This is a genomic window from Blautia fusiformis (assembly GCF_020686995.1).
GTDB classification, from domain to species: Bacteria; Bacillota; Clostridia; order Lachnospirales; family Lachnospiraceae; genus Blautia_A; species Blautia_A fusiformis.
Map to the genome: position 1 here is coordinate 48,360 of NZ_JAJEPT010000017.1, position 25,956 is coordinate 74,315.

Annotated in this window: 25 protein-coding genes; 19 read left to right on the forward strand and 6 right to left on the reverse strand. The window is 43.0% G+C overall.

The window, feature by feature from the left end:
• Nucleotides 1-27: 27 nt before the first annotated feature.
• Nucleotides 28-543 (forward strand): immunoglobulin-like domain-containing protein, encoded by a 516-nt coding sequence (locus tag LKD46_RS13835; RefSeq protein ID WP_227574251.1) that lies wholly within the window; start codon nt 28-30, stop codon nt 541-543.
• A 377-nt stretch (nt 544-920) separates the two neighbouring features.
• Here LKD46_RS13835 and LKD46_RS13840 read toward each other — a convergent pair whose 3' ends face one another.
• The 4 genes from LKD46_RS13840 to LKD46_RS13855 all read right to left on the reverse strand — a co-directional run bounded on the left by LKD46_RS13840 (nt 921) and on the right by LKD46_RS13855 (nt 4,340).
• Nucleotides 921-1,667, reverse strand: a complete 747-nt coding sequence (locus LKD46_RS13840; protein WP_055156872.1) for a DUF6040 family protein — start codon at nt 1,665-1,667, stop codon at nt 921-923.
• Nucleotides 1,606-3,327 (reverse strand): MobA/MobL family protein, encoded by a 1,722-nt coding sequence (locus tag LKD46_RS13845; protein WP_227574252.1) that lies wholly within the window; start codon nt 3,325-3,327, stop codon nt 1,606-1,608. Before LKD46_RS13845 ends, LKD46_RS13840 begins: the two co-directional genes overlap by 62 nt.
• Nucleotides 3,328-3,654: 327 nt before the next feature.
• Nucleotides 3,655-3,969, reverse strand: a complete 315-nt coding sequence (locus LKD46_RS13850) for a hypothetical protein (RefSeq protein ID WP_005337289.1) — start codon at nt 3,967-3,969, stop codon at nt 3,655-3,657.
• Between the two features lie 140 nt (nt 3,970-4,109).
• On the reverse strand, nt 4,110-4,340 hold the full coding sequence (locus LKD46_RS13855; protein ID WP_004843519.1) for a helix-turn-helix domain-containing protein: 231 nt from the start codon (nt 4,338-4,340) through the stop codon (nt 4,110-4,112).
• Nucleotides 4,341-4,511: 171 nt separating this feature from the next.
• Here LKD46_RS13855 and LKD46_RS13860 point away from each other — a divergent pair, with 171 nt between their 5' ends.
• From LKD46_RS13860 to LKD46_RS13870, 3 genes are all read left to right on the forward strand, one after another.
• Complete coding sequence (locus LKD46_RS13860) at nt 4,512-5,141, forward strand: helix-turn-helix domain-containing protein (RefSeq protein WP_008402208.1); 630 nt, start codon at nt 4,512-4,514, stop codon at nt 5,139-5,141.
• 86 nt (nt 5,142-5,227) lie between these two features.
• On the forward strand, nt 5,228-6,523 hold the full coding sequence (locus LKD46_RS13865; protein WP_227574253.1) for a tyrosine-type recombinase/integrase: 1,296 nt from the start codon (nt 5,228-5,230) through the stop codon (nt 6,521-6,523).
• A gap of 265 nt (nt 6,524-6,788) precedes the next feature.
• Nucleotides 6,789-7,394, forward strand: coding sequence for a helix-turn-helix domain-containing protein (locus LKD46_RS13870; protein WP_227574254.1), 606 nt, complete (start codon nt 6,789-6,791; stop codon nt 7,392-7,394).
• 828 nt (nt 7,395-8,222) lie between these two features.
• On the opposite strand, the gene LKD46_RS13875 is transcribed toward LKD46_RS13870, so the two are convergent.
• Entirely contained in the window at nt 8,223-8,765 is a 543-nt protein-coding gene (locus LKD46_RS13875) for an SMI1/KNR4 family protein (RefSeq protein ID WP_015526348.1), read from the reverse strand.
• Between the two features lie 225 nt (nt 8,766-8,990).
• Here LKD46_RS13875 and LKD46_RS13880 point away from each other — a divergent pair, with 225 nt between their 5' ends.
• The 12 genes from LKD46_RS13880 (at nt 8,991) to LKD46_RS13935 (ending at nt 22,859) form a co-directional block, all read left to right on the forward strand.
• Entirely contained in the window at nt 8,991-9,779 is a 789-nt protein-coding gene (locus LKD46_RS13880) for an electron transfer flavoprotein subunit beta/FixA family protein (RefSeq protein ID WP_021650628.1), read from the forward strand.
• Nucleotides 9,780-9,792: 13 nt separating this feature from the next.
• Nucleotides 9,793-10,983, forward strand: a complete 1,191-nt coding sequence (locus LKD46_RS13885; protein ID WP_227574255.1) for an electron transfer flavoprotein subunit alpha — start codon at nt 9,793-9,795, stop codon at nt 10,981-10,983.
• Nucleotides 10,984-10,986: 3 nt separating this feature from the next.
• Entirely contained in the window at nt 10,987-12,405 is a 1,419-nt protein-coding gene (locus tag LKD46_RS13890; RefSeq protein ID WP_021976221.1) for an FAD-binding oxidoreductase, read from the forward strand.
• 18 nt (nt 12,406-12,423) lie between these two features.
• Nucleotides 12,424-13,593, forward strand: a complete 1,170-nt coding sequence (locus LKD46_RS13895; RefSeq protein WP_118368633.1) for a YkvI family membrane protein — start codon at nt 12,424-12,426, stop codon at nt 13,591-13,593.
• Between the two features lie 290 nt (nt 13,594-13,883).
• Nucleotides 13,884-14,735 carry a BglG family transcription antiterminator LicT gene (licT, locus tag LKD46_RS13900; protein ID WP_110104160.1) on the forward strand — a complete coding sequence of 284 codons (852 nt, stop codon included), beginning with the start codon at nt 13,884-13,886 and terminating at the stop codon, nt 14,733-14,735.
• A gap of 123 nt (nt 14,736-14,858) precedes the next feature.
• The gene (locus LKD46_RS13905; RefSeq protein ID WP_227574256.1) at nt 14,859-16,745 is read left to right on the forward strand and encodes a beta-glucoside-specific PTS transporter subunit IIABC; all 1,887 of its coding nucleotides are present in this window, start codon (nt 14,859-14,861) and stop codon (nt 16,743-16,745) included.
• 70 nt (nt 16,746-16,815) lie between these two features.
• Entirely contained in the window at nt 16,816-18,243 is a 1,428-nt protein-coding gene (locus LKD46_RS13910; protein ID WP_059086639.1) for a glycoside hydrolase family 1 protein, read from the forward strand.
• A gap of 181 nt (nt 18,244-18,424) precedes the next feature.
• On the forward strand, nt 18,425-20,095 hold the full coding sequence (locus LKD46_RS13915) for a diguanylate cyclase (protein ID WP_227574257.1): 1,671 nt from the start codon (nt 18,425-18,427) through the stop codon (nt 20,093-20,095).
• 196 nt (nt 20,096-20,291) lie between these two features.
• Entirely contained in the window at nt 20,292-20,771 is a 480-nt protein-coding gene (locus LKD46_RS13920; RefSeq protein ID WP_227574258.1) for an RNA polymerase sigma factor, read from the forward strand.
• Between the two features lie 2 nt (nt 20,772-20,773).
• The gene (locus tag LKD46_RS13925; protein WP_114002854.1) at nt 20,774-21,544 is read left to right on the forward strand and encodes a zf-HC2 domain-containing protein; all 771 of its coding nucleotides are present in this window, start codon (nt 20,774-20,776) and stop codon (nt 21,542-21,544) included.
• Nucleotides 21,545-21,654: 110 nt separating this feature from the next.
• The gene (locus LKD46_RS13930; RefSeq protein WP_015526336.1) at nt 21,655-22,008 is read left to right on the forward strand and encodes an arsenate reductase family protein; all 354 of its coding nucleotides are present in this window, start codon (nt 21,655-21,657) and stop codon (nt 22,006-22,008) included.
• The gene (locus tag LKD46_RS13935; protein ID WP_015526335.1) at nt 22,005-22,859 is read left to right on the forward strand and encodes a YitT family protein; all 855 of its coding nucleotides are present in this window, start codon (nt 22,005-22,007) and stop codon (nt 22,857-22,859) included. Before LKD46_RS13930 ends, LKD46_RS13935 begins: the two co-directional genes overlap by 4 nt.
• A 63-nt stretch (nt 22,860-22,922) precedes the next feature.
• Here LKD46_RS13935 and LKD46_RS13940 read toward each other — a convergent pair whose 3' ends face one another.
• Nucleotides 22,923-24,305: an NCS2 family permease gene (locus tag LKD46_RS13940; RefSeq protein WP_015526334.1), complete on the reverse strand. Its 1,383-nt coding sequence runs from the start codon at nt 24,303-24,305 to the stop codon at nt 22,923-22,925.
• A 213-nt stretch (nt 24,306-24,518) separates the two neighbouring features.
• On the opposite strand from LKD46_RS13940, the gene LKD46_RS13945 reads away from it, so the two are divergent.
• From LKD46_RS13945 to tnpA, 3 genes are all read left to right on the forward strand, one after another.
• A complete protein-coding gene (locus LKD46_RS13945) occupies nt 24,519-25,007 on the forward strand; it encodes a DUF1648 domain-containing protein (protein WP_173740140.1) in 489 nt (162 codons plus the stop codon).
• 145 nt (nt 25,008-25,152) lie between these two features.
• Nucleotides 25,153-25,425, forward strand: a complete 273-nt coding sequence (locus tag LKD46_RS13950; protein ID WP_059086966.1) for a hypothetical protein — start codon at nt 25,153-25,155, stop codon at nt 25,423-25,425.
• Nucleotides 25,426-25,696: 271 nt separating this feature from the next.
• The coding region (gene tnpA / locus LKD46_RS13955; RefSeq protein WP_227574259.1) for an IS200/IS605 family transposase at nt 25,697-25,956 on the forward strand (260 nt) is incomplete at its 3' end.

The window sequence follows — 25,956 nt, forward strand, 5'->3', positions numbered from 1 at the left end:
AATTTAAAAGAAAGGAGATAAGGACAAATGAAAAAAATAATATGTGTGTTTCTAACCTTATTGTTATTGGTGTGTATTGTTGGGTGTAGTCAAGCAAAGGACAGTGATAATCATGTAGTACAAGATTATTCCGAAGAATATGAGGTTTCTCCTTATGGAAGTGAAGAAGCGCTTGACACTTTGGGCGATTTGAAGATTTCAATGAGTACAGAAAAGGATTTAGACTTAAAGCACCTTTCATTTCTAATAGAAAATACTTCTGATAAAGAATACCAATATTCACCAGATTATTTTGAAATAGAAGCTGAACAATCCGGCACTTGGTATCAACTTAAACAGCTTGATGACCCCTCAAAGAGCAATGAAAAGGATTGCTTTATTAAGCCTAACGAACGATTAACATTAGAAATTGATGTTAAAAGTTTTTATGGAGAATTGCCTGCTGGACACTATCGTTTGATTAAACAATTTGCGTTCTTTGAAAGTGAAAGAGATTGGGATTACGATACATATAATTTATCTTGCGAATTTACGATAAGGTAAAAATTCTCTACTTCATAAGCATGAAAAAAAACCGCTTATGAAGTAGAAAGTTCTCATGCCATTTTAACGGCGGTTTTGAAATAACAATCAAAACCGCCGTTTTCTTTTGTAAAAATGAGAATACGGAGGGTGTGTTAAAGTCGCCCTTTTTCAAGGATACGGTGGTATCAAGGAGGTATTGCCATGTCCTTTTTTATGTACCATGTGGAGCATATTTATGTCTAGGAAGAAATACAGTAAAGCATTCAAACTAAGGCTTTAAAAAAAGCATAATGAAACAGGCATATCCTACTAGAAATTGGAAAAGGATAATATAATAGCAGGGGACGATGTGTGTTTTTATCCCCTGCTTTTATACGTTTTTTATCATATTTTGATCAATATAGCTTGGTATTTAACTGATTTTTCAAATAACATCTAAGTCCAACATATACTCCTTGCGAAAGTACAAAAAGCAATAGAAGATTTACTGACAGTGTTTTTTTGATGGATTCTCCAAAATAAATGATGACAGCAGCACTTGTCAGTATCATCAGTAGAGTAATAAAATCCCAACAGTTTTTCTTATATAATTCTATAACCTTTATTTCTATCAGTATCACCAGTATCCCTGTTCCTGCTACGCATATTCCGACAACCAATATCAGCAATAACCAATATATGATTCCGGCTATAAACGCATTTGGAATTTTGGTACTAATCTGTGCCGCAGAATGTCCGGCAGCAATCGTCCATCCGATAAAAGTTTGTATGAATGACGCTGCATCATGGAAGAATGATTTACAATCGGAAAGGAACACATCTGACTGTACTGCCTGAAAAAGAGTGGTTGTCAGCGAATACCATGCAAGAAGGAACAAGGTTGTTTGGAATATTACCGTTTTTGCTTTATACTGTCCTGCAAGTCGCTCTTTTTGTGTTTCGTATTTCGCTTTTTCATTCTGATAGGCTGTCCGGTCACAGGCTTCACATTTTTCATAGAGCACCGGCTTTTCTACCGGTATCTCTACGATTTTCTGATGTGTCCGGGCATAATCCCGTTGTTGTGTTAAGCATCGTATTTTATCTTGACATTCCCCTATCGTGACGTTTGCGCTTCGCAGCTTCTCTTTCTCGATCTGCAATGCTCTGTCTGCCAGCTTCAAGTCGTTCTTTAATGCTTGAATATTCCCGGCTCTGTTCTCTTTGTTTAATTTCTCGTTCAAGGTCAGAGATTCGCTGAGCTGCGTCTTCAGTTCCACGATAAGCTGGTCTTTCTGTTCCAGTTCTTCTTGTATCTCCTCGGTCAAGAGCAGAAGTTCTTCCAACTGTTCGGCGTTCTTTGATTCTCTGGATTCGTTCATCTATATCACGTCCTTTCCTTATTTGCTGTTCCAGTTCAGCAATTCGGTGTTCTGTTTCAGCAATAAACTGTTTTCGCTGTTCAGATTCTGTGCCAATTTCTGCCATTGCTGATTTTCGTTTTCCAAAAGTTCTATCTTCGTTTTCTGTTCTTCCATCTTGGAAAGCAGTTCCTCGGTATTTGGCAAAATGTTGAGCAGCTCGGATAACTCGCTGTTTAATTTTTGCAATTTCTGATTCTGTTCCTGCATAAGAGAGAGTTGGGTGTCCCGGTTCTGCATTTCCAGAATCATTTCTGTCATTAAGGTCTGCTGTTCTTCGATTTGCCCAATCATGGACTCCATTAAGGGTATAATTTCCCGGCTTTCTTCTAATGTCATTTAATCGCTCCTTCCATAATGATAATGCACCCGATACTTTTCCAAAGGTGTCCAGTATCTTTTGCAATAACGTGTTTTGTTGTTTTATGATTTGATTTTCCGCTACTTTCCACGAACCTTTTATTTCCTGCCCGACAAGAAACTTTTGTTCAATCTTTCTTGCGTCAGCACCTTCATGGATGGTAGGAATCTGGAGTTTTCCCTGTTTTTCATAAGAACGGTGATCGACCTGATTATGCAAAGAAAGATGTTCATTACACACCTTTGCCCACTCACTCCGCCATAGTTCACAATTTTTTGGATTGTTCCATCCAGTAGCATCGGTCAGCACCCGTTTCCATTGCAGGCGGTTTCTTGCACCAATCTTCTGAATTCCGTTTTCGTCTAATACAGGGATACGGATTCCATGACGGTCAGGGTTTTTCTTATCCTGCCACCAGTTCGGATGGGATTCATCAATCACGATATTTCCGTTTTTATCTCTGACAAAATCCCAATCCTTGACTTCTTTCTTTCCCCAAGAATGATCCGGGTTAAAAGGACGCATAGTCAGAAGCAGATGGACATGGGGATTGCCATCCCCTTTATCGTGGATACTCCAATCAGCGCACATTCCTCTATCTACAAAAGTTTTTTGGATATAGTCAGTTGTATATTGAATTTGTTCCTGTCTGTTCCATTCTTTGGGAAGGGCAAATTCAAATGACCTGCCAAATTGGGCATCCGCACTTTTTTCAATCTTCAATACCTCATTCCATAACTTCTGTTTCTGAAATGTGATTTTAAATTTTTCTAAAGCAGCTTCTTTATCTGCTGACTTTTTGTATCGGACAGATTTCTGAAAGCGTTTTATATTTTCCTCTGGTACTATCTGCCATTCAGGAGGTGCGTTTTCACACATCATCAGACTGGTGTAGACCACTTCTTTTTTAGAAGTGTAATAACTGATTCGCCCGGTTTCCTTATTTTTCATCACATCCCCATTGAGATATGCGGAAGCGGAGATAACAGATTTCCCTTTACTACGTCCGACTATTTTGACTGTGTAATGAAAAATCGCCATGTCTGGATGCCTCCTTTCTGCACATCCGGCATAGATTTCCGGCAACATTGCTTTCGGTTTTAGGAAAAGCAGCATTGCCGGAACGCCCTCTGCGTAAGAGTGCCCTGCGCATAGCAGCCTGCATGGAATGCGCCCCTCTGGCGAAGAGTGCCTCCTGCGGCATGAGCAGGTCTGGCTGAAAGCCCCGCCGACGGAACGAGCCCGGCAAGCGTGAGCGTAGACCGGTTGTCACTTGTGGCAAACTTATTGGGACGACCTCTGGTTGTCCATAAGTGCGCCCTTCATAAAAAAGCAATGAAGGGAATGAAAACCTCATCCCCTCCGCCATTACACTTCCTCCATATCGGTATTTGTTTCTTTCTGCATTGCCTTTGAGAAAAATTTCCCGTTGGCTTCCTGCTTTTTCAGAAAACCAATCAGCTTTGGGATGTCTTCTTCCTCAATAGGCGAACCAAGAACGGATTCCACCGCACCGCCAACCTGACAGAGCCTATGGGTTCGTTTTTTACTTTCTTCGGCTTTCTTTCGCTTCAGAAGTTCTTTCTTCTGTGCTGCATATCTTTTCGCCTTTTCAAGGCTTTCCTGCTCTTTCTTTTCCATTTCAAGCATTCGTTCTTCATAACTTTTTGTTGATTTTGCCATTATTACATTCTCCTTTCTCTTGCAAACATAAGTTCTTGGTTGCGTATCAGAAGAAGCACATGGTATAATCTTCTTGCGTGTAGGTATATCATGGCTTCGGTCTGATAGAACCTTTGGCGGTTTCTTTGGAAGCCGCCTTTTTAATTTGCCGCAGTTCTTGTTACGGCTTTTACATTTCCTCTATCCCTCAAATCACGACCTTCATTCGCTTCCATAAACATTTCCAGAATATCGGTTTTAATCAGGACTTTGCGACCAACCTTTAATACTGGAAGTTTCTTCCATTCTACAAGCTGTCTTAAGGTGTTTCTGCCGATTCCCGTATAGTCAGCAGCTTCTTCGATGGATAATGCAATTTTTCTTTGCGTCATATAATCACCTCCTTATAAATTGCATTATGCAATTCTTGTGATGTAAGTATATCCTTTTCATATCTTTTTGTCAAGCGTTACGAAATATTAAAAGCAAATACTATATTGCATATTGCAATTTTGGAAAAACAATGCTATAATTCATACATACCGAAAAAGGAGGCAGTCAGCATGAAAGATAAAGAACTACGCAAGCTGATAGGCAGCAGAGTAAAACAGCGCCGTCTGGAATTGAATCTGACACAGCCTTATGTCGCAGAAAAGATGGGGGTTACCGCTTCTACAATCCTGCGTTATGAGAATGGTTCGATTGACAATACGAAAAAAATGGTGCTGGAAGGTCTTTCGGAAGCACTCCATGTATCTGTGGAATGGCTCAAAGGGGAAACAGATGAATATGAAACCGACATTACGGATAAGAGAGAGTTACAGATTCGTGATGCGATGGGAGATATTCTGGAACAGTTACCGCTTGCCCTTACCAAAGAAGAAGATGCTTTTTCAAAAGATTTATTACTGCTGATGTTAAAACAATATGGTCTGTTTTTGGATTCCTTTCAGTTCGCCTGCAAAAACTTCAAGGGGAATGCTGGTCAGACGGATATTGCCAAAACAATAGGGTTTGAATCGAATGATGAATATAATGAGATTATGTTCTTAAGGGAAATCACTCCTACCATCAATGCTTTTAATGAGATGGCAGACGTTGTAAGGCTCTATTCCAAGAAACCAAAAACAGCAGAACAAAGGCTTGCAAATCTTTTATCAGAAGTCTTATACGAAGATTCCGAATCGGTATAGTAAGACAACCGGAGTTATGATATACTTACACGCACGAAGCATTTCATCAGTTCCGATTGTCTAATATCGAAAGGAGACATACGATTATGGCAAAAGGATCTGTAAGAAAAAAAGGAAAGAAATGGTACTACCGCTTCTATGTAGAGGACGCAAGCGGCAATCTTGTTCAGAAAGAATGCGTTGGAACAGAAAGCAAAAGTGAAACTGAAAAGCTGCTCCGTCAGGCAATGGATGATTATGAGAAAAAGAAATTTGTTGCCAAAGCGGAAAATCTCACAGTCGGACAACTTCTGGATGTGTGGGCAGAGGAGGAATTAAAAACAGGTACGCTCAGCAATGGTACTGTGGAGAATTACCTCGGAACAATCCGAAATATTAAGAAACATCCGCTGGCAGAACGGAAATTAAAAAATGTAACCTCTGAGCATTTGCAATCTTTCTTTGATTTGCTTTCCTTCGGGGGAGTTCATCCCGATGGAAAAGAGAGAAAGGGTTACAGCAAAGATTACATCCATTCTTTTTCCGCAGTCATGCAGCAGTCTTTCCGCTTTGCAGTATTTCCAAAACAGTATATTACGTTCAATCCCATGCAGTATATTAAACTGCGGTATCAGACGGACGAAGTTGATTTGTTTTCGGATGAGGACATGGACGGAAATATCCAACCAATTTCACGAGAAGATTATGAAAGACTGCTTGCGTATCTTCAAAAAAAGAACCCAGCCGCAATACTTCCAATCCAGATAGCCTATTATGCCGGGCTTCGTATTGGAGAAGCCTGTGGTTTGGCATGGCAGGACGTAAATCTGGAAGAACAATGCCTTACCATAAGACGCAGCATCCGATATGATGGCTCAAAGCGCAAATATATCATCGGACCAACCAAGCGGAAAAAAGTGAGGATTGTTGATTTTGGAGATACGCTGGTAGAGATTTTCCGCAATGCCCGGAAAGAGCAGTTAAAAAATCGAATGCAGTACGGAGAACTTTATCACACGAACTACTACAAAGAGGTCAAAGAGAAAAACAGAGTGTACTACGAATATTACTGCTTAGACAGAACGCAGGAAGTCCCGGCAGATTATAAAGAAATTTCTTTTGTCTGCTTAAGACCGGATGGTTGTCTGGAACTTCCGACTACTTTGGGGACGGTATGCAGAAAGGTGGCAAAAGCATTAGAGGGATTTGAAGGCTTTCATTTCCACCAGTTACGTCACACCTATACAAGCAACCTTTTGGCAAATGGAGCTGCTCCAAAAGATGTGCAGGAATTATTAGGACACTCAGATGTAAGTACCACAATGAATGTCTATGCTCACTCCACAAGAGATGCGAAACGAAAATCGGTTCGGCTTCTTGATAAAGTGGTAGGCAATGATTAAAAAAATTCCCTTATTTCCCTTGTGATTATCTCATAAGGGCAAAAATAAGGGAAACTACATATCATTTCACTAATGGACAGGCAGGAAAGCCTATAAAATGGGGAAAGTTAGAGGAATAATTATATAAATTCCAGTTTGTATAATTGAAAAAATGAAAAACGCATAGACAACTGTGTCTATTAGTGAAAATACGACATTTCTCGCTTTGTGTCGTGTTATTTGCAGATAACAGATTCTATATTTGATGATGAAAGGAGGAGTTGAGGTGGACCAAGTAAAAATCGGGAATTTTTTAAAAAAACTTCGCAAAGAAAAAGGCATTACACAGGAGCAGTTGGCAGAAATATTAAATGTCTCTGGAAGGACCGTATCCAGATGGGAAACCGGAAACAATATGCCGGATATCAGTATTCTTGTGGATATTGCAGATTATTATGATATCAGCATTCCTGAGATTATCAGTGGAGAAAGGAAAAGCGAGATGATGAACGAAGAAGAAAGAAAAATTGCTAAAACAATGTCAGATTATGCAACTACAGAGAAAGAGAAGATTTTTAAGGAAATGAAGCTCCAAAGTGTCATGGGAGTTTGTGCATTGGTTCTATACTGGATTCTGCATGAAACAGGTGCATATATGTATAATGATGTGTTAGGAAAGCTTGCCGGCTATTGTGAGACCTTGGTATCTGTGTCAGTCATAATGATAGCAGCATTTACGACAGGATCTTTAAGCAAGGTGCGGAGCAAGAGTAGGAAAGTTTTTGTGTTCGAAAATTTCCCAAAACCTATGCAATTAGTTGTAACTGCAGTTGTTGCCTTTGGTGGAGCTGCTGTGATCAAGCTGGTACTGGTGTATTTTTTCGGCTTATAAGTATTTTCAAATTCGTATTACATACTATGAAAAAGAACTTTTTGACATTCTTACAGATGCGTGATAATATGCTTATAGAAAAAAGAGTGCTACCGATAGACGATTAGTCCGTTTTACTATTTAGAATATCTATCAAAAATAACCGCTTAGTTTGCAGACTGGGCGGTTATTTTTGTGGTTTATGATTATCCTTGCCTAATGTATATCCGATACAAAAGCAGGTTAGGCCGAAGCTCACTACTGCTATGAAGTCAACAATACTCATTGGCTTAGTTCTTCTTTCCAGTGGATTCCCTTTTGGGTTTCTATGTAATCAGAGGGTCACAGGTCTCCGTTTCACTTCGGTCGTTGCAAAACGAGTGCCAGTGGCACTCTGCAACCCTCTGTTGAAGGACTAACCGCCTACCGTTATGGTAGCACCCATATTCTGATTATAACCGCCTGAAACTGTCGGCGCAATATGAAGTTGACAGATGAGAGTAGGGCAACTGTAGAAAAGAATCTTTTCGACCAGGGATTCCGGTGCCAAAACGGTGCCAAGAAATCAGGCAAATAAAAATAGATGGTGCAAATCAGCCGTTTTTCACTGTATTTTGGATAGAAAACCATAAAAAATATGAGGTAAAACGGGATTAAAGTATCGCGAGGGTGGACGTACTGTAGGATCAGGACGTGTTGCTACAGTTATCGAGTAACCGTTAATTAGTATAACATCCTAATTTAATATATATTGAGTACCGCAAGGTACATTGTGTCCAAACGTAAGATACCCCGGAACCGTAAGGCTTCCGGGGTATTTTTACGAAAAATATTCATAAAATTTCTGTTTTATGGATTCAAGAAATACCAGAATTCATGCCCCTGGCATACGATATATCTTTCCAGCCATTCATTAAAAGGGATATTAAAACGATCAGTATCTGGAGCTGGATAGCATAGGTAATCGTCTCTGCCTTCTGATACAGCCTGAAGATCCATGGTTATATCGCCGATGTCCTGTAAGCAAAGAACAGGAAGATGATATGTAAACTCCGGATCAGATAAAATAGGCGTACTATTCCAAGATTCCTTTTCTTTGAGCGCTCTTTTTAAAGAATAAATGGTACAGCTGACTAAAGAACTGCCTTCCTCTCCGCAAAAAAGTTCCATGCCATTTGAGCAGGATAAAAAAGCTTTGTATGAGGCAGGAAGTTTCATATTGGGAAAATATTTTTCAAACAGCTGAAATTCTTCAGGTGTTACAGGAGGGTTAAATTTATGAGTTACTTTTATAGGTTCATCGCCTAAATGCCACTGATAGACCCATCCATTATTTTCCATTTCATATTTTAGATTGTTGAAAATTCTGTAGATTGCACGGATGTCTTCCATTACATATATGCTCCTTGATCGATGTGATATTGTAAAGATTCATATGTCTGCTTTATTTGATAACGGAGAGTAATTATAGCATGCTTAAAAGTTTTTTCAATGCTTTTTTGTGCAGAATTTACCAAAACCCTCTCGACTTTATACCACGTTAATGCTATACTTATACAGCTGTTTAACGTTTTAAAGCAAAAAATAAAAGTGAAAATACAGGAAAGAAGATAGAAAATGAAGATCGTTGTATGTATGAAGCAGGTACCGGCAACTTCCAAGGTTGATATCGATCCGGAAACCGGTGCCATGAAACGAATGTCCGGTGAGACAAGGACTAATCCATATGATCTGTTTGCACTGGAAACTGCCCTTGCGATCCGGGAAAAAACAGGCGGAACTGTAACCGTTCTTACTATGGGACCGCCTCAGGCGGAAGAGATGATCCGGGATGCTTATACCATGGGTGCTGATGAGGGCGTGATCCTTTCAGACCGAAAATTTGCGGGAGCGGATGTTCTGGCAACCTCTTATGCGTTAGCACAGGGAATCCAGGTGATCGGCGGTGCAGATCTGATCATCTGCGGAAGACAGACCACAGATGGTGACACAGCCCAGGTTGGACCGGCCATTGCAGAGCATCTGACCATCCCACATGCTGCATGGGTAGCTGAGATCATGGACGTCAATGAAAAAAGCATTCAGGTCCGTCAGGATCTTGTCAGTGTTTCCCAGGTTTCCGAGATTCCGTATCCATGTCTTTTAACCATTGACAAGGATACCTGCGTGCCACGTCTGCCATCCTATTTATTAAAGAAGGCAACTTCAGACCGTCCGGTACGGATCTTAAGCTTTGAAGATATGCCGGATCAGGATCTGAGCCGTTACGGACTGATCGGTTCCCCCACCTCTGTGGAAAAAATGTTTGCGCCGGAGGAAAGTGAAAAACAGGTTTATCTGGAAGGAACTGCAAAGGAAAAGGCAGACAAGCTTGTTGCTCTCCTGACCGGAAAGAAGATCATATAGGGGGAAGCGGAACATGGAATTTTTAAAATTTGATATAAACAAATGCGTGCTCTGCGGAGTATGCGTGGAGAAATGTCCTTTTGGGGCCCTCACCATAGAGGGAAATGGAATTGTTGTAGGCGATGCCTGTCGTATGTGTGGGCTTTGCGTTCGTAACTGCCCGGAGAAAGCTATCCGGTTTGAGCAGAAGGCGAAATCCTTTGACAAGGATAAATGGAAAAACTTTCTTATCTATGTGGAGCAGGAGAGAGGAGAGATCCATCCGGTTACCTTTGAGCTGATCGGGGAAGCGAGAAAGATGGCGGTTAAAGTCGGTTATCAGGTTAACTGTGTGATCGTCGGAGGAAAAGGAACAAAGGAAAATGCGGAAAAGCTTCTGCCGTATGGCGTAGACAATGTGTACGTATATGAGCATGAAGGCTTTGAAGGTTTCCGTGCAGATTGTTACACAGATGCAGTTGCAGACTGTATCGCAGCAAACAAGCCAAGCTCTGTGCTGATCGGAGCTACTGCGTTGGGACGTTCCCTTGCGCCGAGGCTTTCCACCAGATTCCATACGGGACTGACTGCAGACTGTACTACATTGGATATCCGTTCCAACACCGATATGATCCAGATCAGACCGGCTTTCGGCGGAAATATCATGGCTCAGATCGGCATCACCAAATCAAGACCACAGTTTGCCACGGTCCGTTATAAGGTTATGGACAAGGCAGAAAAAGTAAAAAATCCGCATGGTCAGGTGGTTGTATGTCCGGTAAATAAAAAAATGGCAGATTCCAGGATCAAGATTCTGTCATCCAGGGTCATTGATAAGGTAAAGAGCCTTGAGGAAGAGGATGTTCTGGTAGTAGCAGGCCGTGGTGTCCGGAATGAAAAGGATGTGGAAATGTGCCGGGAACTGGCAGATGCCCTTGGCGGACAGCTTGCCTTCACCCGTCCTATGGTAGAAAACGGATTCGGAGATGTTGCACATCAGATCGGACTTTCCGGAAGAACTGTCCGTCCGAAGCTGATCATCACCTGCGGCGTATCCGGTGCTATCCAGTTTACCTCCTGCATGACAGGATCTGACTGTATCGTAGCGATCAACAATGATCCGGAGGCACAGATCTTTAATGTTGCAGATTACTGCATCGTGGATGATCTGTATCAGGTTGTACCGGAGCTGACAGAGCTGATAAAGAATCGGAAGGAGGATTAAGTCATGGCATATCCCTATAAAAAAATGACTTCAGAAGATTTTGACTACATCCGTTCTGTGACTGCTTCAGATCGTGTATGGGTCGGCGATGAGATCGCAAAAGAATATTATCGTGATGAGATGCCGGAGTACGGAGTTTTTCCTCCGGAGCTTTATGTGGAGGTTTTAAATAAAGAAGAGATCTCAGCCATCATGGCTTACGCATATAAAGAAAATATCCCGGTGGTATGCCGTGGCGCAGGAACCGGACTTGCAGGCGGAGCAACCTGCAAATATGGTGGAATCATGCTTTCTGTGATGCGCATGAACAAGATCTTTCCGATCGACAGAAAGAACCAGACCATCACAGCGGAGCCGGGAGCACTGCTCATTGATATCCAGGCAGCCGCTGCAGCAGGAGGACTTTTTTATCCGCCGGATCCGGGCGAAAAAACAGCTTCCATCGGCGGTAATGTTATCACAAATGCCGGTGGTATGAAGGCGGTACGATATGGACTGACCAGGGATTTTGTCCGCTGTATCGAGGCAGTTATGCCGGATGGTTCCATCATGAATTTTTCATCCAACGTTGTGAAGAACACAACGGGATATGATGTAAAAGATCTGGTGATCGGCTCAGAGGGAACCTTATGTATCCTGACTCAGGTAACGCTGAAGCTTCTTCCCGCACCGACCTGCACCTGTACCCTTGTAATGCCGTTCAGGAGTCTTGAGGAATGTGCAGACATGGTCCCGAAGGTTCTGGAGTTGCCGTTTGTGCCAACAGCCATCGAGTTTCTGGAAAGAGAACTGATTGATATCGTAGAACGTAATCTGAACAAAATGTTCCCAGTAAAACAGGGAGAAGCAGTGCTGATCGTTATGTATGATGCTTCCAGTAAACAGGAACTTGACAGCGCAGTAGAGGCAGCAGCGGAAGCAGCTCTGGCAAACGGAGCTCTGGACTGCTGTATCGCAGGAACGCCGGAGCGTGCAGGTGCTGTATGGAGTGTCCGAGGCGGAATCCTGGAAGGAATGAAAGCAGATTCTGTCGCACAGGAAGAGTGTGACGTAGTTGTTCCACGAGCAAGGATCGCAGAGTATGTAAAAGCAGCCAAAAAGATTGCAAGCGCACACGGAATCCGTGTAGAGCCTTGCGGACACTGCGGAGACGGTAACATCCATACAGAGATGCTCCGTGGACCGGAAATGAGCGACCAGGAGTGGAAAGAAGCCACCCACGCAAGCCTGGTAGAGTTGTATGCACTGTCCAAAGAACTGGGCGGCCAGCTTTCCGGTGAGCATGGTATCGGAAACGGACGTCTGGAATTCCTGGAAGAGTTTGCTGGCCCGAGAATGATCGCTCTTTATAAAGCCATCAAGCTGGCTTTCGATGACAAACTGATCCTGAATCCGGGAAAAGTCATCGAATATAATAAATAAAAAATGGGGGAAAGAGAGATGAGTCAGAATAAATCATTACAAAGTAAAATGCCTCTGGCTATGGGACTTGCGTTCGTCGCATTTACCACACAGTTCGGAGGCGGATTCGCATCAGGAGCGCAGATCTATCAGTACTTTATCAACTACGGTATCTGGTGTCTGATCCTGCCGGCAGTGACACAGGGATTGTATGCACTGTTTTTCTGGTATGGAATGCGCTATGCTTATAAACACAAAACCTACGATTACAGAAGCTTTTCCGACAGTCTTTACGGAAAAACGAAACCGGTTATGTCCAATCTCTATGAGATCTGTTACCTGATTATGATCGGAACTGCATCAGCAGCAGCCTTTGCAACCGGCGGTTCCACACTGCAGACACTGTTTGGGATCCCATACTGGTTCTGTACACTGATCATTGCAGCATTTATCTTTGTGATCGCACTTTTCGGAACCAATGTCGTAAGAAAATGTGCTTCTACATTAAGTGTGCTGATCATCATCGGTCTTGTACTGGTACTTGTTCCGAATATCATTGCACAGTGGGGAGATATCACAGCTTCCATCCATACTATGTCCTCCGGAGAAATGACTGTACTTTCCTCCGAGAGCGGAGCCTTTGGACCGGCTCTCTATTCAGCAGTCCTTTATTTCTTCTTCCAGCTGGCATCTGTTTCTGTTATGTACCAGCACATGGAGGATGTAACGGACGAAAAACAGATCAACAAAGCAGCGATCTGGATGTTTGTATGCAATTTCTGTGCAATGGAGCTTTCCATCCTCGGACTTCTTGCCATTGCATATGTAAGTGAACTGGCATCTGCATCGGTACCGATGCTGGTACTGGTCCAGAACGGTGTAGGCGCCGGTATCCTGACACCGATCATTTCTCTGCTGATCATCCTTGGAGCTATCTCCACAGCAGTAAATATGATCTCCGGTATTGTGACCCGCTGCGTAAATGCAGTGGAGCGTCGTATGGACAGCCCGGCAAAAAAAGCGCAGGGACACCTTGGAAGAAATGCAGTTTTTACAGCAATCTTTACATTCCTGGCATTTGCCATCGCACAGTTTGGTCTGATGACAGTTGTTAAGAAGGGATATGCATACCTTGGATATGCGGCGTTTATTACATTGTTTGTACCGTTTGTTGTACATGCCGTTGCGACAAAGGGAAAAGAGATCTGAAGAATAAAAAGCTGAACAGAAAATCCCCCGTTGATCCGTATGGCAGGATCATCAGGGGATTTTGTCAAAGTTCACAAAAATATTATAAATATTTTATTAAATATTCCAGATAGACAACATATATTTTTTCTGATACTATTACGTACAGTTATTAAATAGTTACGAATCAGAAGGATTGTTACTGAAATATTTATTTATCGTCAGGCAAGACCTTATAGTAGTATAGGAATAGGTTTTCTATATACTGTAATGGTCTTTTTTTATTTGTCTGGCAGCGGGGGAACAGGACTATGGTTATCCATAAGATTTTGAATAATAATCTGATACTGTCCAGGGATGGACAGGGACATGAAGTTATTGTAAAGGGCTGCGGAATTGCCTTTCAGAAAAAGAAAGGACAGCAAGTGGAGGAGTCCAAGATCGAGAAGATCTTTACTGCGGAAAATGCCCAGATCAGCAAGGAGATACAGGGTTATCTGACTGCTATTCCGGAAAAATATCTGGATTTTGTGGAAGCTTTTGTAAATGCTGTGAAGGAAAAAGAGGGGATGAAATTAAATGACAGTATTTATTTTTCCCTTAGCGACCATATCATGGGTGCGATCTCCAGACTTGAAAACGGGATCCGCCTTCAGAATATGCTGCTTCTGGATATCAAGCAGCTTTATCATAAGGAATATGAGATCGGCTTGGAATTACTGAAAAAGGTAAATGAGATGTTCGAGGTAGATCTTTCTGCAGATGAAGCAGGATTTTTTGCATTGCATTTTGTGAATGCGGAAGATGGCGGCAAGACGGACAGCTATCAGATTTCCATTATCGTACATCAGATCCTGGACATCGTGGAGAAGTATTATGACAATATGGAATTTCAGGAGGATAATCTGTATTATCAGCGGTTTCTCACGCATCTGAAATATTTTGCCCAGAGATTCCTTCATAAAGAGCTTCACTATGATGAGAATCAGGAGCTTTTCAAGATCATCAAGGAGCAGTACAGAGAGGCTTACGGCTGTGTAAAAATGATCTATCTTATGATGGAAGAGGAATATAAATACGCTATGACTGAGGACGAAATGCTGTATCTGACGATTCATATCCAGAAGATCACAGAAGACCATAAACGTCTGAAAAATCTGTGAAAAGAGATTGTTTTATAAATTAGGTGTTAATGGATTGTTACTGAAATACGTGCCATGTGCGTATCTTTTCAGGCAAGACCTTTAATATAAATTTCAATATTTATTATTAAAGGAGGTCCCCAAATGAAAAAGGACTATGCAAAAACTGCAGACACACTGATTGCAGCGCTGGGCGGAAAAGATAATATCACCCGTCTGTTCCACTGCATGACAAGGCTTCGTTTCTATGTGAAAGACAGATCGAAGATCAACGAGAAAGAGATCTTAAAGCTTTCTGAGATCTCCGGCGTTAACTGGCATGAAGATCAGTTCCAGGTTATCGCAGGAAACGAAGTAAACGCTGTTTACAAGGCATTGGAAGACAAAGGCGTTCCTACCGATGATGCACCGGCAGCGAACTCTGACAGCTCAAAGAGTGTTGTTTCAAAAGTTATCGATGCCATCACCGGATGTATGACCCCGATGATCCCTGCCCTGACTGCAGCCGGTATGATCAAAGTTGTACTTACCCTGCTGACAACTTTTCATCTGGTATCAGAAACAAGCAGTACCTACCAGGTGATCAGTTTTATCGGAGATGTTACTTTCTACTTCATGCCGTTCCTGATCGCAGCAAATGCTGCCAAGGTTTTCCGCGTGAACCAGTCACTGGCGCTGTTTATTGCCGGTGTTTACTTAAGCCCTACCTTTGTAACTATGGTAGCTGGTGATGCGGCCATCACACTGTTTGGTCTGCCGATCACAAAAGCAACTTATTCTTATTCCGTTATTCCGGTTATCCTGATGGTATGGATCACACATTATATTGAGATTCTGGTTGATAAGATCACACCGAAAATGGTAAAACTGATCCTGAACCCGACACTGGTAATTCTGATCAGTGCACCGATCGCCCTGATCGTAGTTGGACCGCTCGGAACAATTATTGGTAACGGACTTGCGGTAGCCATCAACTTCCTGTCCGTAAAACTTGGTTTCATTATTGTAGGTATCCTTGCAGCAACCTTCCCGTTCATCGTTATGACCGGTATGCACCATGCGCTGACACCGATCGGACTGAATGCCATTGCAACCGGTGGTACCGATACACTGATCTTTGTATCTCAGGTATGCTCTAACCTTGCACAGTCCGGAGCTTCTCTTGCAGTAGCTGTAAGATCCAAGGACAGCAACATGAAACAGCTGGCAAGTGCAGCAGGTGTTTCCGCTCTTATGGGTATCACAGAGCCTGCTCTGTATGGTGTTACACTGAAACTGAAAAGACCGGTTGTAGCAGCTTCTATCGCAGCCGGAATCGGTGGTATCGTAGGAGGACTTCTTCAGGTTTCTCTTTACATTGCACAGAATTGTATCATGGCGATCCCGGCGTTTATCGGCGAGAAGGGATTAATCAATCTGATTTATGGAATCATTATGATCGTGGTATCTTTTGTAGCTGCTTTTGTTCTTACGCTTATCTTCGGATTTGAGGATGTAAAGGCTGAGACAGAGGATGAAGTACAGAACACAGATACAGAAAAACAGCCGGCACAGCAGAACGCTCCGCTTGTAGATAAGATCGAGCTTTGTGCACCGGTAGCAGGAACTGTAAAAGCACTTTCCGATGTTCCGGATAAAACTTTTGCGGATAAGGTTTTAGGTGACGGAGCAGCAATCGTTCCATCAGAAGGAAAGGTTTATGCACCGGCAGATGGTACGGTGGCAAATATCATGGACAGCAAACATGGAATCATGTTTGTGACAGAAAGTGGAGCAGAAATTCTGATCCACATCGGACTTGATACTGTAAATTTAAATGGTAAATATTTTAAATCCCATGTTTCTGATGGAGATAAGGTAAAAAAAGGAAAGCTTCTTGTGGAATTCGATATGGATGCCATTAAGAAAGAAGGATATGATCTGATCACACCGGTTGTTGTGACCAATATTTCTGATTATATCAAAGCAGTATGCATGGAAAAAGAAGATGCAGCTGTAAATGCAGGAGATAAATTCCTGACTATTGTATAAGAATAACAACGAAACATCAGGCGGAGATAACAGATCCGCCTGATGTTTGTAAAAAGGAGAAAATTAAAATATGAAAAATTATAACCGTATGCCGGAAAACTTTCTCTGGGGCGGAGCAACCGCTGCAAACCAGTATGAAGGCGGTTGGGATGAGGATGGCAGAGGCCCGTCCATTGCAGATATCCTGACAGGAGGAAGTGTGGATAAGGAACGTCGTCTTACACCGCCGGCACCGTTACCGGAAGAATTTTATCCCAATCACCAGGCGACTGATTTTTATCATCACTGGAAAGAGGATATTGCTCTTTTTGCAGAGATGGGATTTAAGGTATATCGTTTTTCTATTTCTTGGTCCAGAGTGTTCCCAAATGGGGATGAGGAAACTCCAAATGAGGAAGGCCTTAAGTTCTACGACAATGTGATCGACGAACTGAGAAAATATAACATTGAGCCGCTGATAACGATCTCTCATTATGAGAATCCCCTTCATCTTTCTCTGGAGTATGGCGGATGGAAAAATCGTAAGATGATCGATTTCTATCTTCGATTTGCAAAGGTTTTATTTGAGAGATATAAAGGTAAGGTAAAATACTGGCTGACTTTTAATGAGATCAATATGCTGACGCAGGACTTTGGTGCGGTATTCTGTGCAGGAATGCTGGACCCGAAGGATGTATGTGAGCAGAGCCGTTATCAGGCAATGCATCACCAGCTGGTAGCAAGTGCACTTGCAGTTTCCATGGCTCATGAGATCGATCCGGAGTTTATGCTTGGCTGTATGCTTGCTTATCACAATGGTTATCCATATACCTGCCATCCGGATGATATCTTATATGCACAGCAGTTTGGGCAGATCCACAATTCCATTGCCGGTGATGTTCATGTAAGAGGATATTATCCGGGATTTGCAGCGAGATACTTTGAGGAGCACGGAATCCAGCTGGAGGTTCTTCAGGAGGATAAAGAAATCCTCAAGAAGGGTACGGTGGACTTTTTCACCATCAGCTATTATTCCAGTAGCTGTGTCAGCGTGACAAAGGACGGAGAGAAAACGGCCGGAAATGGAAGTGACAATCTGAAAAATCCATATCTGAAAGCTTCCGACTGGGGCTGGCAGATCGATGCAACTGGTCTTCGCTATGTTCTGAACCAGATCTATGACCGCTATCAGATTCCGATCATGATCGTGGAAAATGGTCTTGGGGCCGTGGATCAGCTGACAGAGGATGGAAAGATTCACGATGATTACCGTATTGAATATATGCGCCGCCATATAGAGCAGATGAAGGAAGCAATCCATGACGGAGTAGATCTGATCGGCTACACCTGCTGGGGCTGTACAGATCTTGTCAGTGCCTCCACCGGAGAATTCAAGAAGCGTTATGGTCTTATCTATGTAAATAAAAATGATGACGGGACCGGAGACTTTTCCAGAATCCGCAAAGATTCTTTTTACTGGTACAAAAAAGTGATTGAATCCTGCGGGGAAGAGCTTTAACTGAATCAACTGCGAAGCAGTTATCTGGTGTAGAATTATGTAGCGAATGCGGTTGCTTTTATCCGGCTGACGACAAAATCCTGGAGTATGACAATGTACTCCGGGATTTTTTTGGAAGGTTGACTTTTACACGGTAAAGTGTAATACTTATTGTAAGTGACGAATGTGAGGAGTGTTTTTTATGCTGGATGAAAAAGTACTGCAGGTAGCGATACTTATATGGGGATGTGTATTTTGTGCCATAGCTGCAATATGTATATTTCTGAGCAGTAATTATGACAGGGAAAAGCGTCGGTATCTTATCCTGATGGAGAGTTTTGCTTCCATGTTATTGCTGATGGATGCCATGGCGCATATTTTCAGCGGATATCCCGGAGTTCCGGGCAGTGTGATGGTCCGTATTTCGAGTTTTCTCGTATTCCTTTTAAGTGACGTAGTCCTGCTGTGTTTTCACATTTATGTGTGTGTTTATCTGTTTTCGAAGAGGGAGCGGAGAACATTAAAAAGAGTAAAAGCCGGATATGTTATTGCTGCCGCAGGGGCTGTTTTTGTGGTGATCTCGCAGTTTACTCACTGGTATTATTACATAGATGTGGATAATTATTACCATCGGGCACCGTTATATATTATGTCAATTCTTCTTCCGGCAGCAGGCTTGCTCATTGATCTTACGCTTCTGCTCCAGTACAAAAAGAGAGTCAGCAGGAAGCTCCTGTTTTCTATGCTGTCATGCATTGTACTTCCGGCAGTGGCGGCAGCTGTGCAGGCATTCAGGTATGGAATGTCGCTGATCGATTTTTCTGTTGGTATTTCCATGATCATTATGTTTATCGTGACGATGACGGAGCTGAATCAGGAAATGTATCAGCTGATAAGCAGAGAGGGCAAGATAAAGGAAAGACTTGAGATCGCAACGATACTGAATAAATGCATTGCAGAGCTGATATCAGGAGAAGATGAAGATGCGGCGATCTCCAATCTGCTGCGTATTATCAGCGGGTATTTTGACGGAGATCGCAGTTATATTGTTCAGATCGATGAAAAGAGGAATGTCTGTACAAATACCTATGAGTATGCCATGAACGGAGTGACTGCTGAGAAGGATAATCTTCAGGAGGTTCCCATGGAAATGCTGGATATCTGGATGGACAGCTTTCGGAAAAATGGCCTGTATTATATTCCGGATATTGAGGAGGAGCAGGGGCAGCCGTATTATGAGACTCTGAAGATGCAGGACATTACCAGGCTGCTGGCCGTTCCTTTAAACAGTGACGGAAAGATCATAGGATTTCTCGGGGTAGATAATCCGAGACTGCATTATGAGGATCATACGTTGCTGTCATCCATACAGTATTTTTTAACGGACAGCCTGAAAGCCAAGGAGCGTAAGGCGTGTCTGCAGTACATGAGTTACCGTGATATGCTGACGACCTTGTATAACAGGAACAGGTATATTCAGGTTCTGGAAGGCATGCAGGCAAAAACAGTGATAAAAACAGGCGTAGCATATATTGATATCAATGGTCTGAAACGGGTGAATGATCTTTACGGACATGAGGCCGGAGACAGGCTGATCATAAATACAGCGCGTTCCATGCTTGCGATTCTGCCGGAAAATGCTTACCGGGTAGGTGGCGATGAATTTGTACTCATCTGTTTTGATATGGATGAGAAGATTTTTCGGAGTAAGGTTCGGGATATCTGTGACAGCATTGCTGCCAAAAGGATCAGTGTTTCTGTTGGTGTTGTCTGGGAGGAAAGCTCTTCGGAGCTTGAGACAATGCTGAGAAGAGCAGATGATCTTATGTATGCGGAAAAAAAGAAATATTATGAAGAGCATGGAACGATGTGAAGGTATGCAGCAGAGTGTAAGAGGAGGTCAGAAGAAAATTCTGACAATGCTGTGCCCGGTATTTTTATACCGGGCATTTCGTTTGTGCTAAAAGAAACGCCGGAATAAAAATATCGGACGAAATTTTGAAAGATTTCTGTAACGTTTTTGAGATCAGTGCGTCTTATAAGTGAGAAGGGAGGAAAGAGAAAAACCGATGAACATAGAGGAACTTTACCGGACATATTTTGACATTGTATATCGGTATATCCGTTCTATCTCACAGAATGGATCGCTGGCTGAGGAAGTGACACAGGAGACATTTTTTAAAGCTCTGGAAAAGATAGATCAGTTCCGGGGTGACTGTGATGTGCGTGTGTGGCTCTGCCAGATCGCAAAGAATACGTTGTACGATCATCTGAAAAAACAGAAGAAGCAACTTCTCGGGGATGAGAAGCTGGAAAAAACAGAAAGCGCTGGCGGAGAGCTTCTGGAGGAAAAGCTGGCGCAGCGGAGCCAGGCTATGGAGATCCACAAGGTTCTGCATAGACTTTTGGAACCGTACAAAGAAGTTTTTTCCCTGCGGACCTTCGGAGAGCTGACCTTCCGTGAGATTGGAATGCTTTTTGGAAAAAGTGAAAACTGGGCGCGGGTGACTTATTACCGTGCAAGAGTAAAGATCAGAGAGGAGCTGTAGCAATGAGGATCACATGTGATGTAATACAGGATCTGATGCCATCTTATGTGGACGGCATTTTAAGTGAAGACAGTCAGGCGTTGGTAAAAGAGCATATGGAAGCTTGTAAGGAATGCAGAAAAATGTTGGAGATCATGAAAGAGGAGCAGGGAAAAGAGCAGGCTCAAATGATATCATCTGTAGCCTCCGGAGCACAACGCAGAGCTGGTGAAGCGGAAAATACCGGAAGTGCAGCCGCACTGAAAAAAATCCGGAGAAAATTAATAATACGCAGAGTGCTGACAGCAGCAGTGGCAGTTATCCTGACACTCATCGCTGCGGCAGCAGGCTACAACCACTGGTATTTCAACGAAAAATACATGACCCTGGAAAATAGCGGAATGTACGTAAAAAATAATAGATTGTATTCTTCCAATAATCTCATCAACCGAATGAAAGTACAGTACACGGAAGATGGAAAAACAGAGTTCGTCTACGCCATTGACGCGCCATATGCAGGAACTCTGGAACTGAAAGGCGATGACATGCTGCTTCAGGATTTTTCCAAAAAGACAGAGGAAGTATCACCGGAAGACGACAGCACCCCGGAAACGGTAACAGAGGTTTATTATATGAGTGAGGAGGCCAGAAAGAAGAGCCTGGAATTAACAGAGCTGGAAGCAAAGGGAGATCTGGATGCAGCGGAGAAAATTGTGGATGAGATGAAACAGGAATCGAAGCTGATATGGTCGGAACAAGAGGATAGAAATACCGCATCGTCTATGTTAAAATAAAACCTGGACAGTACAGTGAAAAAGTTCTATAAAAATTCTGTGCTGTAGGCAAAAAAAAACAGACAGCAGTGAATTTACGTATTTACTGCCGAAGAACAGGGGGACATAAGATGTTATTTGTATGCTATCCAAAATGCAGTACCTGCAAAAAGGCTCAGAAATGGCTGGATGAGAGTGGCGCAGAATATACGTTGCGTGATATTAAGACGGACAATCCAACTGCAGAGGAACTGAAAGCCTGGTGGGAAAAAAGCGGTCTTCCGCTGAAGCGTTTTTTCAATACCAGTGGAAATATTTATAAAGAGATGAAACTGAAAGATAAACTTCCGGAGATGAGCGAGGAAGAGCAGCTTGCGCTTCTTGCAACAGACGGGATGCTTGTGAAACGACCAATCCTTGTTGGGAAAGACAAGGTGCTGGTGGGCGCTAAAGAAAAAGAATGGGAAGAGTATCTGAAATCATGAAAAAGAAACTGAATTATGCGGATATCGTTAAGGAAACCGTGATCCTCACCGTGGCAGTGGCGATCATTGCAGCGGCGGTATATTTTTTCCTAGTGCCAAGCCATACGTCGGTCAGCAGTATTTCCGGTCTTGGAATCGTGCTTTCCAACTTTGTGCCGCTGCAGCTGTCGGCGATTACCATGATCCTGAATGTGGTATTGCTGATCATTGGATTTTTTACCTGTGGAAGAGAGTTTGGAGTTAAGACGGTTTATACCAGTGTGATGCTGCCGTTGTTTCTGGGATTGTTTGAGATCATTTTTCCAAATTTCGGTTCCATGACAGACAGCCAGGAACTGGATGTTCTGTGTTATATTCTGGTAGTGAGTGTGGGACTTAGCATTCTTTTTAACAGGAATGCATCCTCAGGCGGACTGGATATCGTGGCGAAGATCATGAATAAGTATCTCCACATGGAACTTGGAAAAGCCATGTCTCTTTCCGGTATGTGCGTGGCACTTTCCGCGGCGCTTGTGTATGATAAAAAGACGGTGGTCTTAAGTATTCTGGGAACGTATTTTAACGGAATCGTTCTGGATCATTTTATTTTTGACAATAATATCAAGCGGCGTGTCTGCATCATCACGAAAAAGGAAGAGGAGCTGAGGCAGTTTATCATTCATGACCTGCACAGCGGAGCCACGATCTATGAGGCCATCGGAGCCTATAACATGGAAAAACGCCGTGAGATCATCACCATCGTAGATAAAGGTGAATATCAGAAGCTGATGAAGTTTATAAACCAGGAGGACCCGAAAGCGTTTATCACGGTTTATAATGTATCGAATATGCGGTATCAGCCGAAGAAATAAAAATATTTTGCTGGAATAAAAAAACTCCCGGGACAAAACGCCCGGGAATTTTTTTGCCATATTTTACAGGAAAATATATTTCAGGATAAACAGCACTGCCAGTACATACATCAGAGCGCTGATCTTCTTTTCTTTTGCCTTACCTGTGATCAGGTTGATGGCTACGTATGTGATAATTCCCATGGAGATACCTTCGGAAATGCTGTAGAAGAACGGCATTGCGATGATACATACATAACATGGGATCGCCTCGGACATATCGCTGAAATCAATGCTGATAACATTGCTGAGCATGTACAGACCGACGATCACCAGAGCCGGAGCTGTGGCAAAGGACGGGATTGCCAGGAAGATCGGAGACAGGAACAGGGACAGGCCAAATAAGATGGCGGTTGTCACTGCGGTAAGTCCGGTTCTTCCGCCTTCGGATACACCGGAAGCACTTTCTACGAAGGTAGTGGTTGTGGATGTACCAAGAACTGCACCGGCAGTTGTTGCAACTGCATCTGCAAGAAGTGCGCCCTTGATGTTAGGAAGCTTGCCATTTTCATCCAGCATGCCTGCTTTAGAAGAGACACCAACGAGAGTTCCAAGAGTATCAAAAAGATCTACAAATAAAAATGCAAACAGGATAACAAGGAAATCCAGTGAGAAAACTCCGTCAAACTGCAGCTTCGCAAAGATCGGAGCAAGGCTCGGGATAGAGAGTCCGTTGCTGAAATCCGGGAGCAGGCTGTAGAAGCCGATCTCCGGGTTCGGAACATAAAGTCCGGCGAACTGACAGATGATTCCAAGTCCCCATGTGATCAGGATACCCCAGAGGATGTTTCCCTTTACATTTTTAACAACCAGGATTCCGGTTACGATGATACCGATCAGAGCCAGGATAACGGTGATCCCAACGTTGTTGAAGGAAGCCTCTACACCCTTGGCTGCGTTGTAGCCATCTACAGAGAAAAGCTGCAGCAGAGTGGAGCCGCCGATCACGATATTGGCATTCTGTAATCCTACAAATGCGATGAAAAGACCGATACCAACACTGACTGCGGATTTCAGGTTTAGAGGGATCGCATTGAAGATCGCTTCACGTACATTGGTAAGTGAAAGAACGATAAATACGATACCTTCTGCAAAAACTGCAGTCAGTGCATACTGCCAGCTGTATCCCATACCGATAACAACTGTATAGGCAAAGTATGCGTTCAGACCCATTCCTGGTGCCAGTGCAAACGGGTAGTTGGCGAAGATTGCCATCAGCAGCGTTCCCAGGAAGGCTGCCAGTGCGGTAGCTGTGAATACAGCTCCGGAATCCATGCCGGTTGCGGACAGGATGTTCGGGTTAACTGCCAGGATATAGGCCATTGTCATGAAGGTGGTGATACCTGCCAGAACCTCTGTTTTGGCGTCCGTTTTATTTGCGGACAGCTTGAAGATTTTTTCTAACATATTTCTTTCCCTTTCTTAAATATGTTTTTGGACAACATGTCTATTTTATCATATAAAAATTTCGTATGCAATCGTTAGTGCTTAACAGATATTGTTATGTAAGGTAATTTTTTGCAAAATACTTTTACAAGCAGGTAATTTGTGTGTAAAATACAGAAAAGAGAGTATTCGATTTACAGACGGGTTTATTTTGCAATGAAAGGGGGATGGATAATGTCTGAGAAAAAACTGCGGAATATTACAGATGTGCTCTGCTTTTTGATGATCCTTGGGTACGTGATGTATCTTGTGGCCACCTGGGGAAATCTGCCGGAGAGGGTGCCGATCCATTTTAATGCGCATGGGATCCCGGACCGGTATGGAAAGAAGGGCAGCCTTCTTCTGGAGCCGATTTTGGGGCTGCTGATCCTGGCACTTCTGATGTTCTGTCAGAGATTTCCACAGTGGTGGAACTATCCAGTTGAGGTGACAGAGGAAAACAGAGAGCATATCTTTGAGATTGCGTCAAAAATGATGTCTGTGATCAAGCTGTTATCCATTGGAGTATGTCTTTATGCCGGGATCAGCGGGAATCTGGGAACGGCACCTATGTGGCCGGTGTGGATACTGATCACAGGGATTTTCGTGACATTGATCCTGGGGATCCGGGGGATATATAAGGCTGGTAAAGAAACTGGCATGGATGAGGATGATAAATCGTGAAGCGGTTGCGTTTGTGATCATGCAGAAGAGTGGAAGGGAAATGTTCGATTTATTGTACTGAATATGGATGGAACCAGCGAAAGCGGATCGCGAATATCCGCTTGGCGAAATTATAATAAAAACAGGAAAGGAATCTCAGGAGCATATGGCAGATACAAGAACAGATGAGCTTTACAGAGCGCTTCAGGATAAGGGCTATCCCGATGAGCTGTGCCGGGAAATCGCCTATAAACATATGAATACCGATTACACAGCTACACGGATGCTGGGGTATTTATACAGGGTGACAAGTCCCAGAGTGGAGGATGTGATCGATGAGATGCTGGCGATCTTAAGTGACAGGGAAGCCATCGTCCGGAAGAAAGAGCTGGAGCACGCCCAGGCTACGATCAACAGCGTGTATCGGGAGGGTTTGTAACGGAAATCCCGGAGCTTTGCCAGTGCTGGCGGATCAGAAGCTTCATCCTTTAAGGAAAATCAGGAGATCATGGCTCTGGAGCATCATCTCCTTCCGCAGAAATTCATCATTGATAACTACATCAATATGAACGCACACTTTAATTTTATCCGTTTCTTTTAAACAGTATTGTTATTACGGTAGTGATTACTCTGATCGTAATTTATGCAAGTAATTGAAGATGGACAAAATAGTAATTGTATTAACTGATAAACCATAGTATAATACAAATATGAACACAACATATAAATCAAACAACAATGTCGTCTATTCCTGTAAATACCATGTAGTATGGTGTCCAAAGTATAGACGAAAAGTATTAATTAACGGTGTGGACGTCCGGCTGAAGGAGCTGCTCACAGAGTATGCTGCAAATCTTTCTGTAGACATTCTGGAGATGGAGATCATGCCAGACCATGTTCATATGCTTTTGGAAGTAGATCCTCAGTTTGGCATCCACAAAGCTGTAAAGTCATTTAAAGGCTATACGTC

Bases quoted from the DNA above. Each gene is read 5' to 3' on its own strand.
- LKD46_RS13925 (WP_114002854.1), top strand. From the start codon at position 20,774: ATGAGGATCACATGTGATGTAATACAGGATCTGATGCCATCTTATGTG.
- LKD46_RS13910 (WP_059086639.1), top strand. From the start codon at position 16,816: ATGAAAAATTATAACCGTATGCCGGAAAACTTTCTCTGGGGCGGAGCA.
- LKD46_RS13930 (WP_015526336.1), top strand. From the start codon at position 21,655: ATGTTATTTGTATGCTATCCAAAATGCAGTACCTGCAAAAAGGCTCAG.
- LKD46_RS13895 (WP_118368633.1), top strand. From the start codon at position 12,424: ATGAGTCAGAATAAATCATTACAAAGTAAAATGCCTCTGGCTATGGGA.
- licT (WP_110104160.1), top strand. From the start codon at position 13,884: ATGGTTATCCATAAGATTTTGAATAATAATCTGATACTGTCCAGGGAT.
- LKD46_RS13855 (WP_004843519.1), bottom strand. From the start codon at position 4,340: ATGACGCAAAGAAAAATTGCATTATCCATCGAAGAAGCTGCTGACTAT.
- LKD46_RS13935 (WP_015526335.1), top strand. From the start codon at position 22,005: ATGAAAAAGAAACTGAATTATGCGGATATCGTTAAGGAAACCGTGATC.
- LKD46_RS13920 (WP_227574258.1), top strand. From the start codon at position 20,292: ATGAACATAGAGGAACTTTACCGGACATATTTTGACATTGTATATCGG.
- LKD46_RS13885 (WP_227574255.1), top strand. From the start codon at position 9,793: ATGGAATTTTTAAAATTTGATATAAACAAATGCGTGCTCTGCGGAGTA.
- LKD46_RS13880 (WP_021650628.1), top strand. From the start codon at position 8,991: ATGAAGATCGTTGTATGTATGAAGCAGGTACCGGCAACTTCCAAGGTT.
- LKD46_RS13845 (WP_227574252.1), bottom strand. From the start codon at position 3,327: ATGGCGATTTTTCATTACACAGTCAAAATAGTCGGACGTAGTAAAGGG.
- LKD46_RS13950 (WP_059086966.1), top strand. From the start codon at position 25,153: ATGGCAGATACAAGAACAGATGAGCTTTACAGAGCGCTTCAGGATAAG.
- LKD46_RS13860 (WP_008402208.1), top strand. From the start codon at position 4,512: ATGAAAGATAAAGAACTACGCAAGCTGATAGGCAGCAGAGTAAAACAG.
- LKD46_RS13940 (WP_015526334.1), bottom strand. From the start codon at position 24,305: ATGTTAGAAAAAATCTTCAAGCTGTCCGCAAATAAAACGGACGCCAAA.
- LKD46_RS13905 (WP_227574256.1), top strand. From the start codon at position 14,859: ATGAAAAAGGACTATGCAAAAACTGCAGACACACTGATTGCAGCGCTG.
- LKD46_RS13890 (WP_021976221.1), top strand. From the start codon at position 10,987: ATGGCATATCCCTATAAAAAAATGACTTCAGAAGATTTTGACTACATC.
- LKD46_RS13875 (WP_015526348.1), bottom strand. From the start codon at position 8,765: ATGGAAGACATCCGTGCAATCTACAGAATTTTCAACAATCTAAAATAT.
- LKD46_RS13915 (WP_227574257.1), top strand. From the start codon at position 18,425: ATGCTGGATGAAAAAGTACTGCAGGTAGCGATACTTATATGGGGATGT.
- LKD46_RS13835 (WP_227574251.1), top strand. From the start codon at position 28: ATGAAAAAAATAATATGTGTGTTTCTAACCTTATTGTTATTGGTGTGT.
- LKD46_RS13945 (WP_173740140.1), top strand. From the start codon at position 24,519: ATGTCTGAGAAAAAACTGCGGAATATTACAGATGTGCTCTGCTTTTTG.
- LKD46_RS13850 (WP_005337289.1), bottom strand. From the start codon at position 3,969: ATGGCAAAATCAACAAAAAGTTATGAAGAACGAATGCTTGAAATGGAA.
- LKD46_RS13865 (WP_227574253.1), top strand. From the start codon at position 5,228: ATGGCAAAAGGATCTGTAAGAAAAAAAGGAAAGAAATGGTACTACCGC.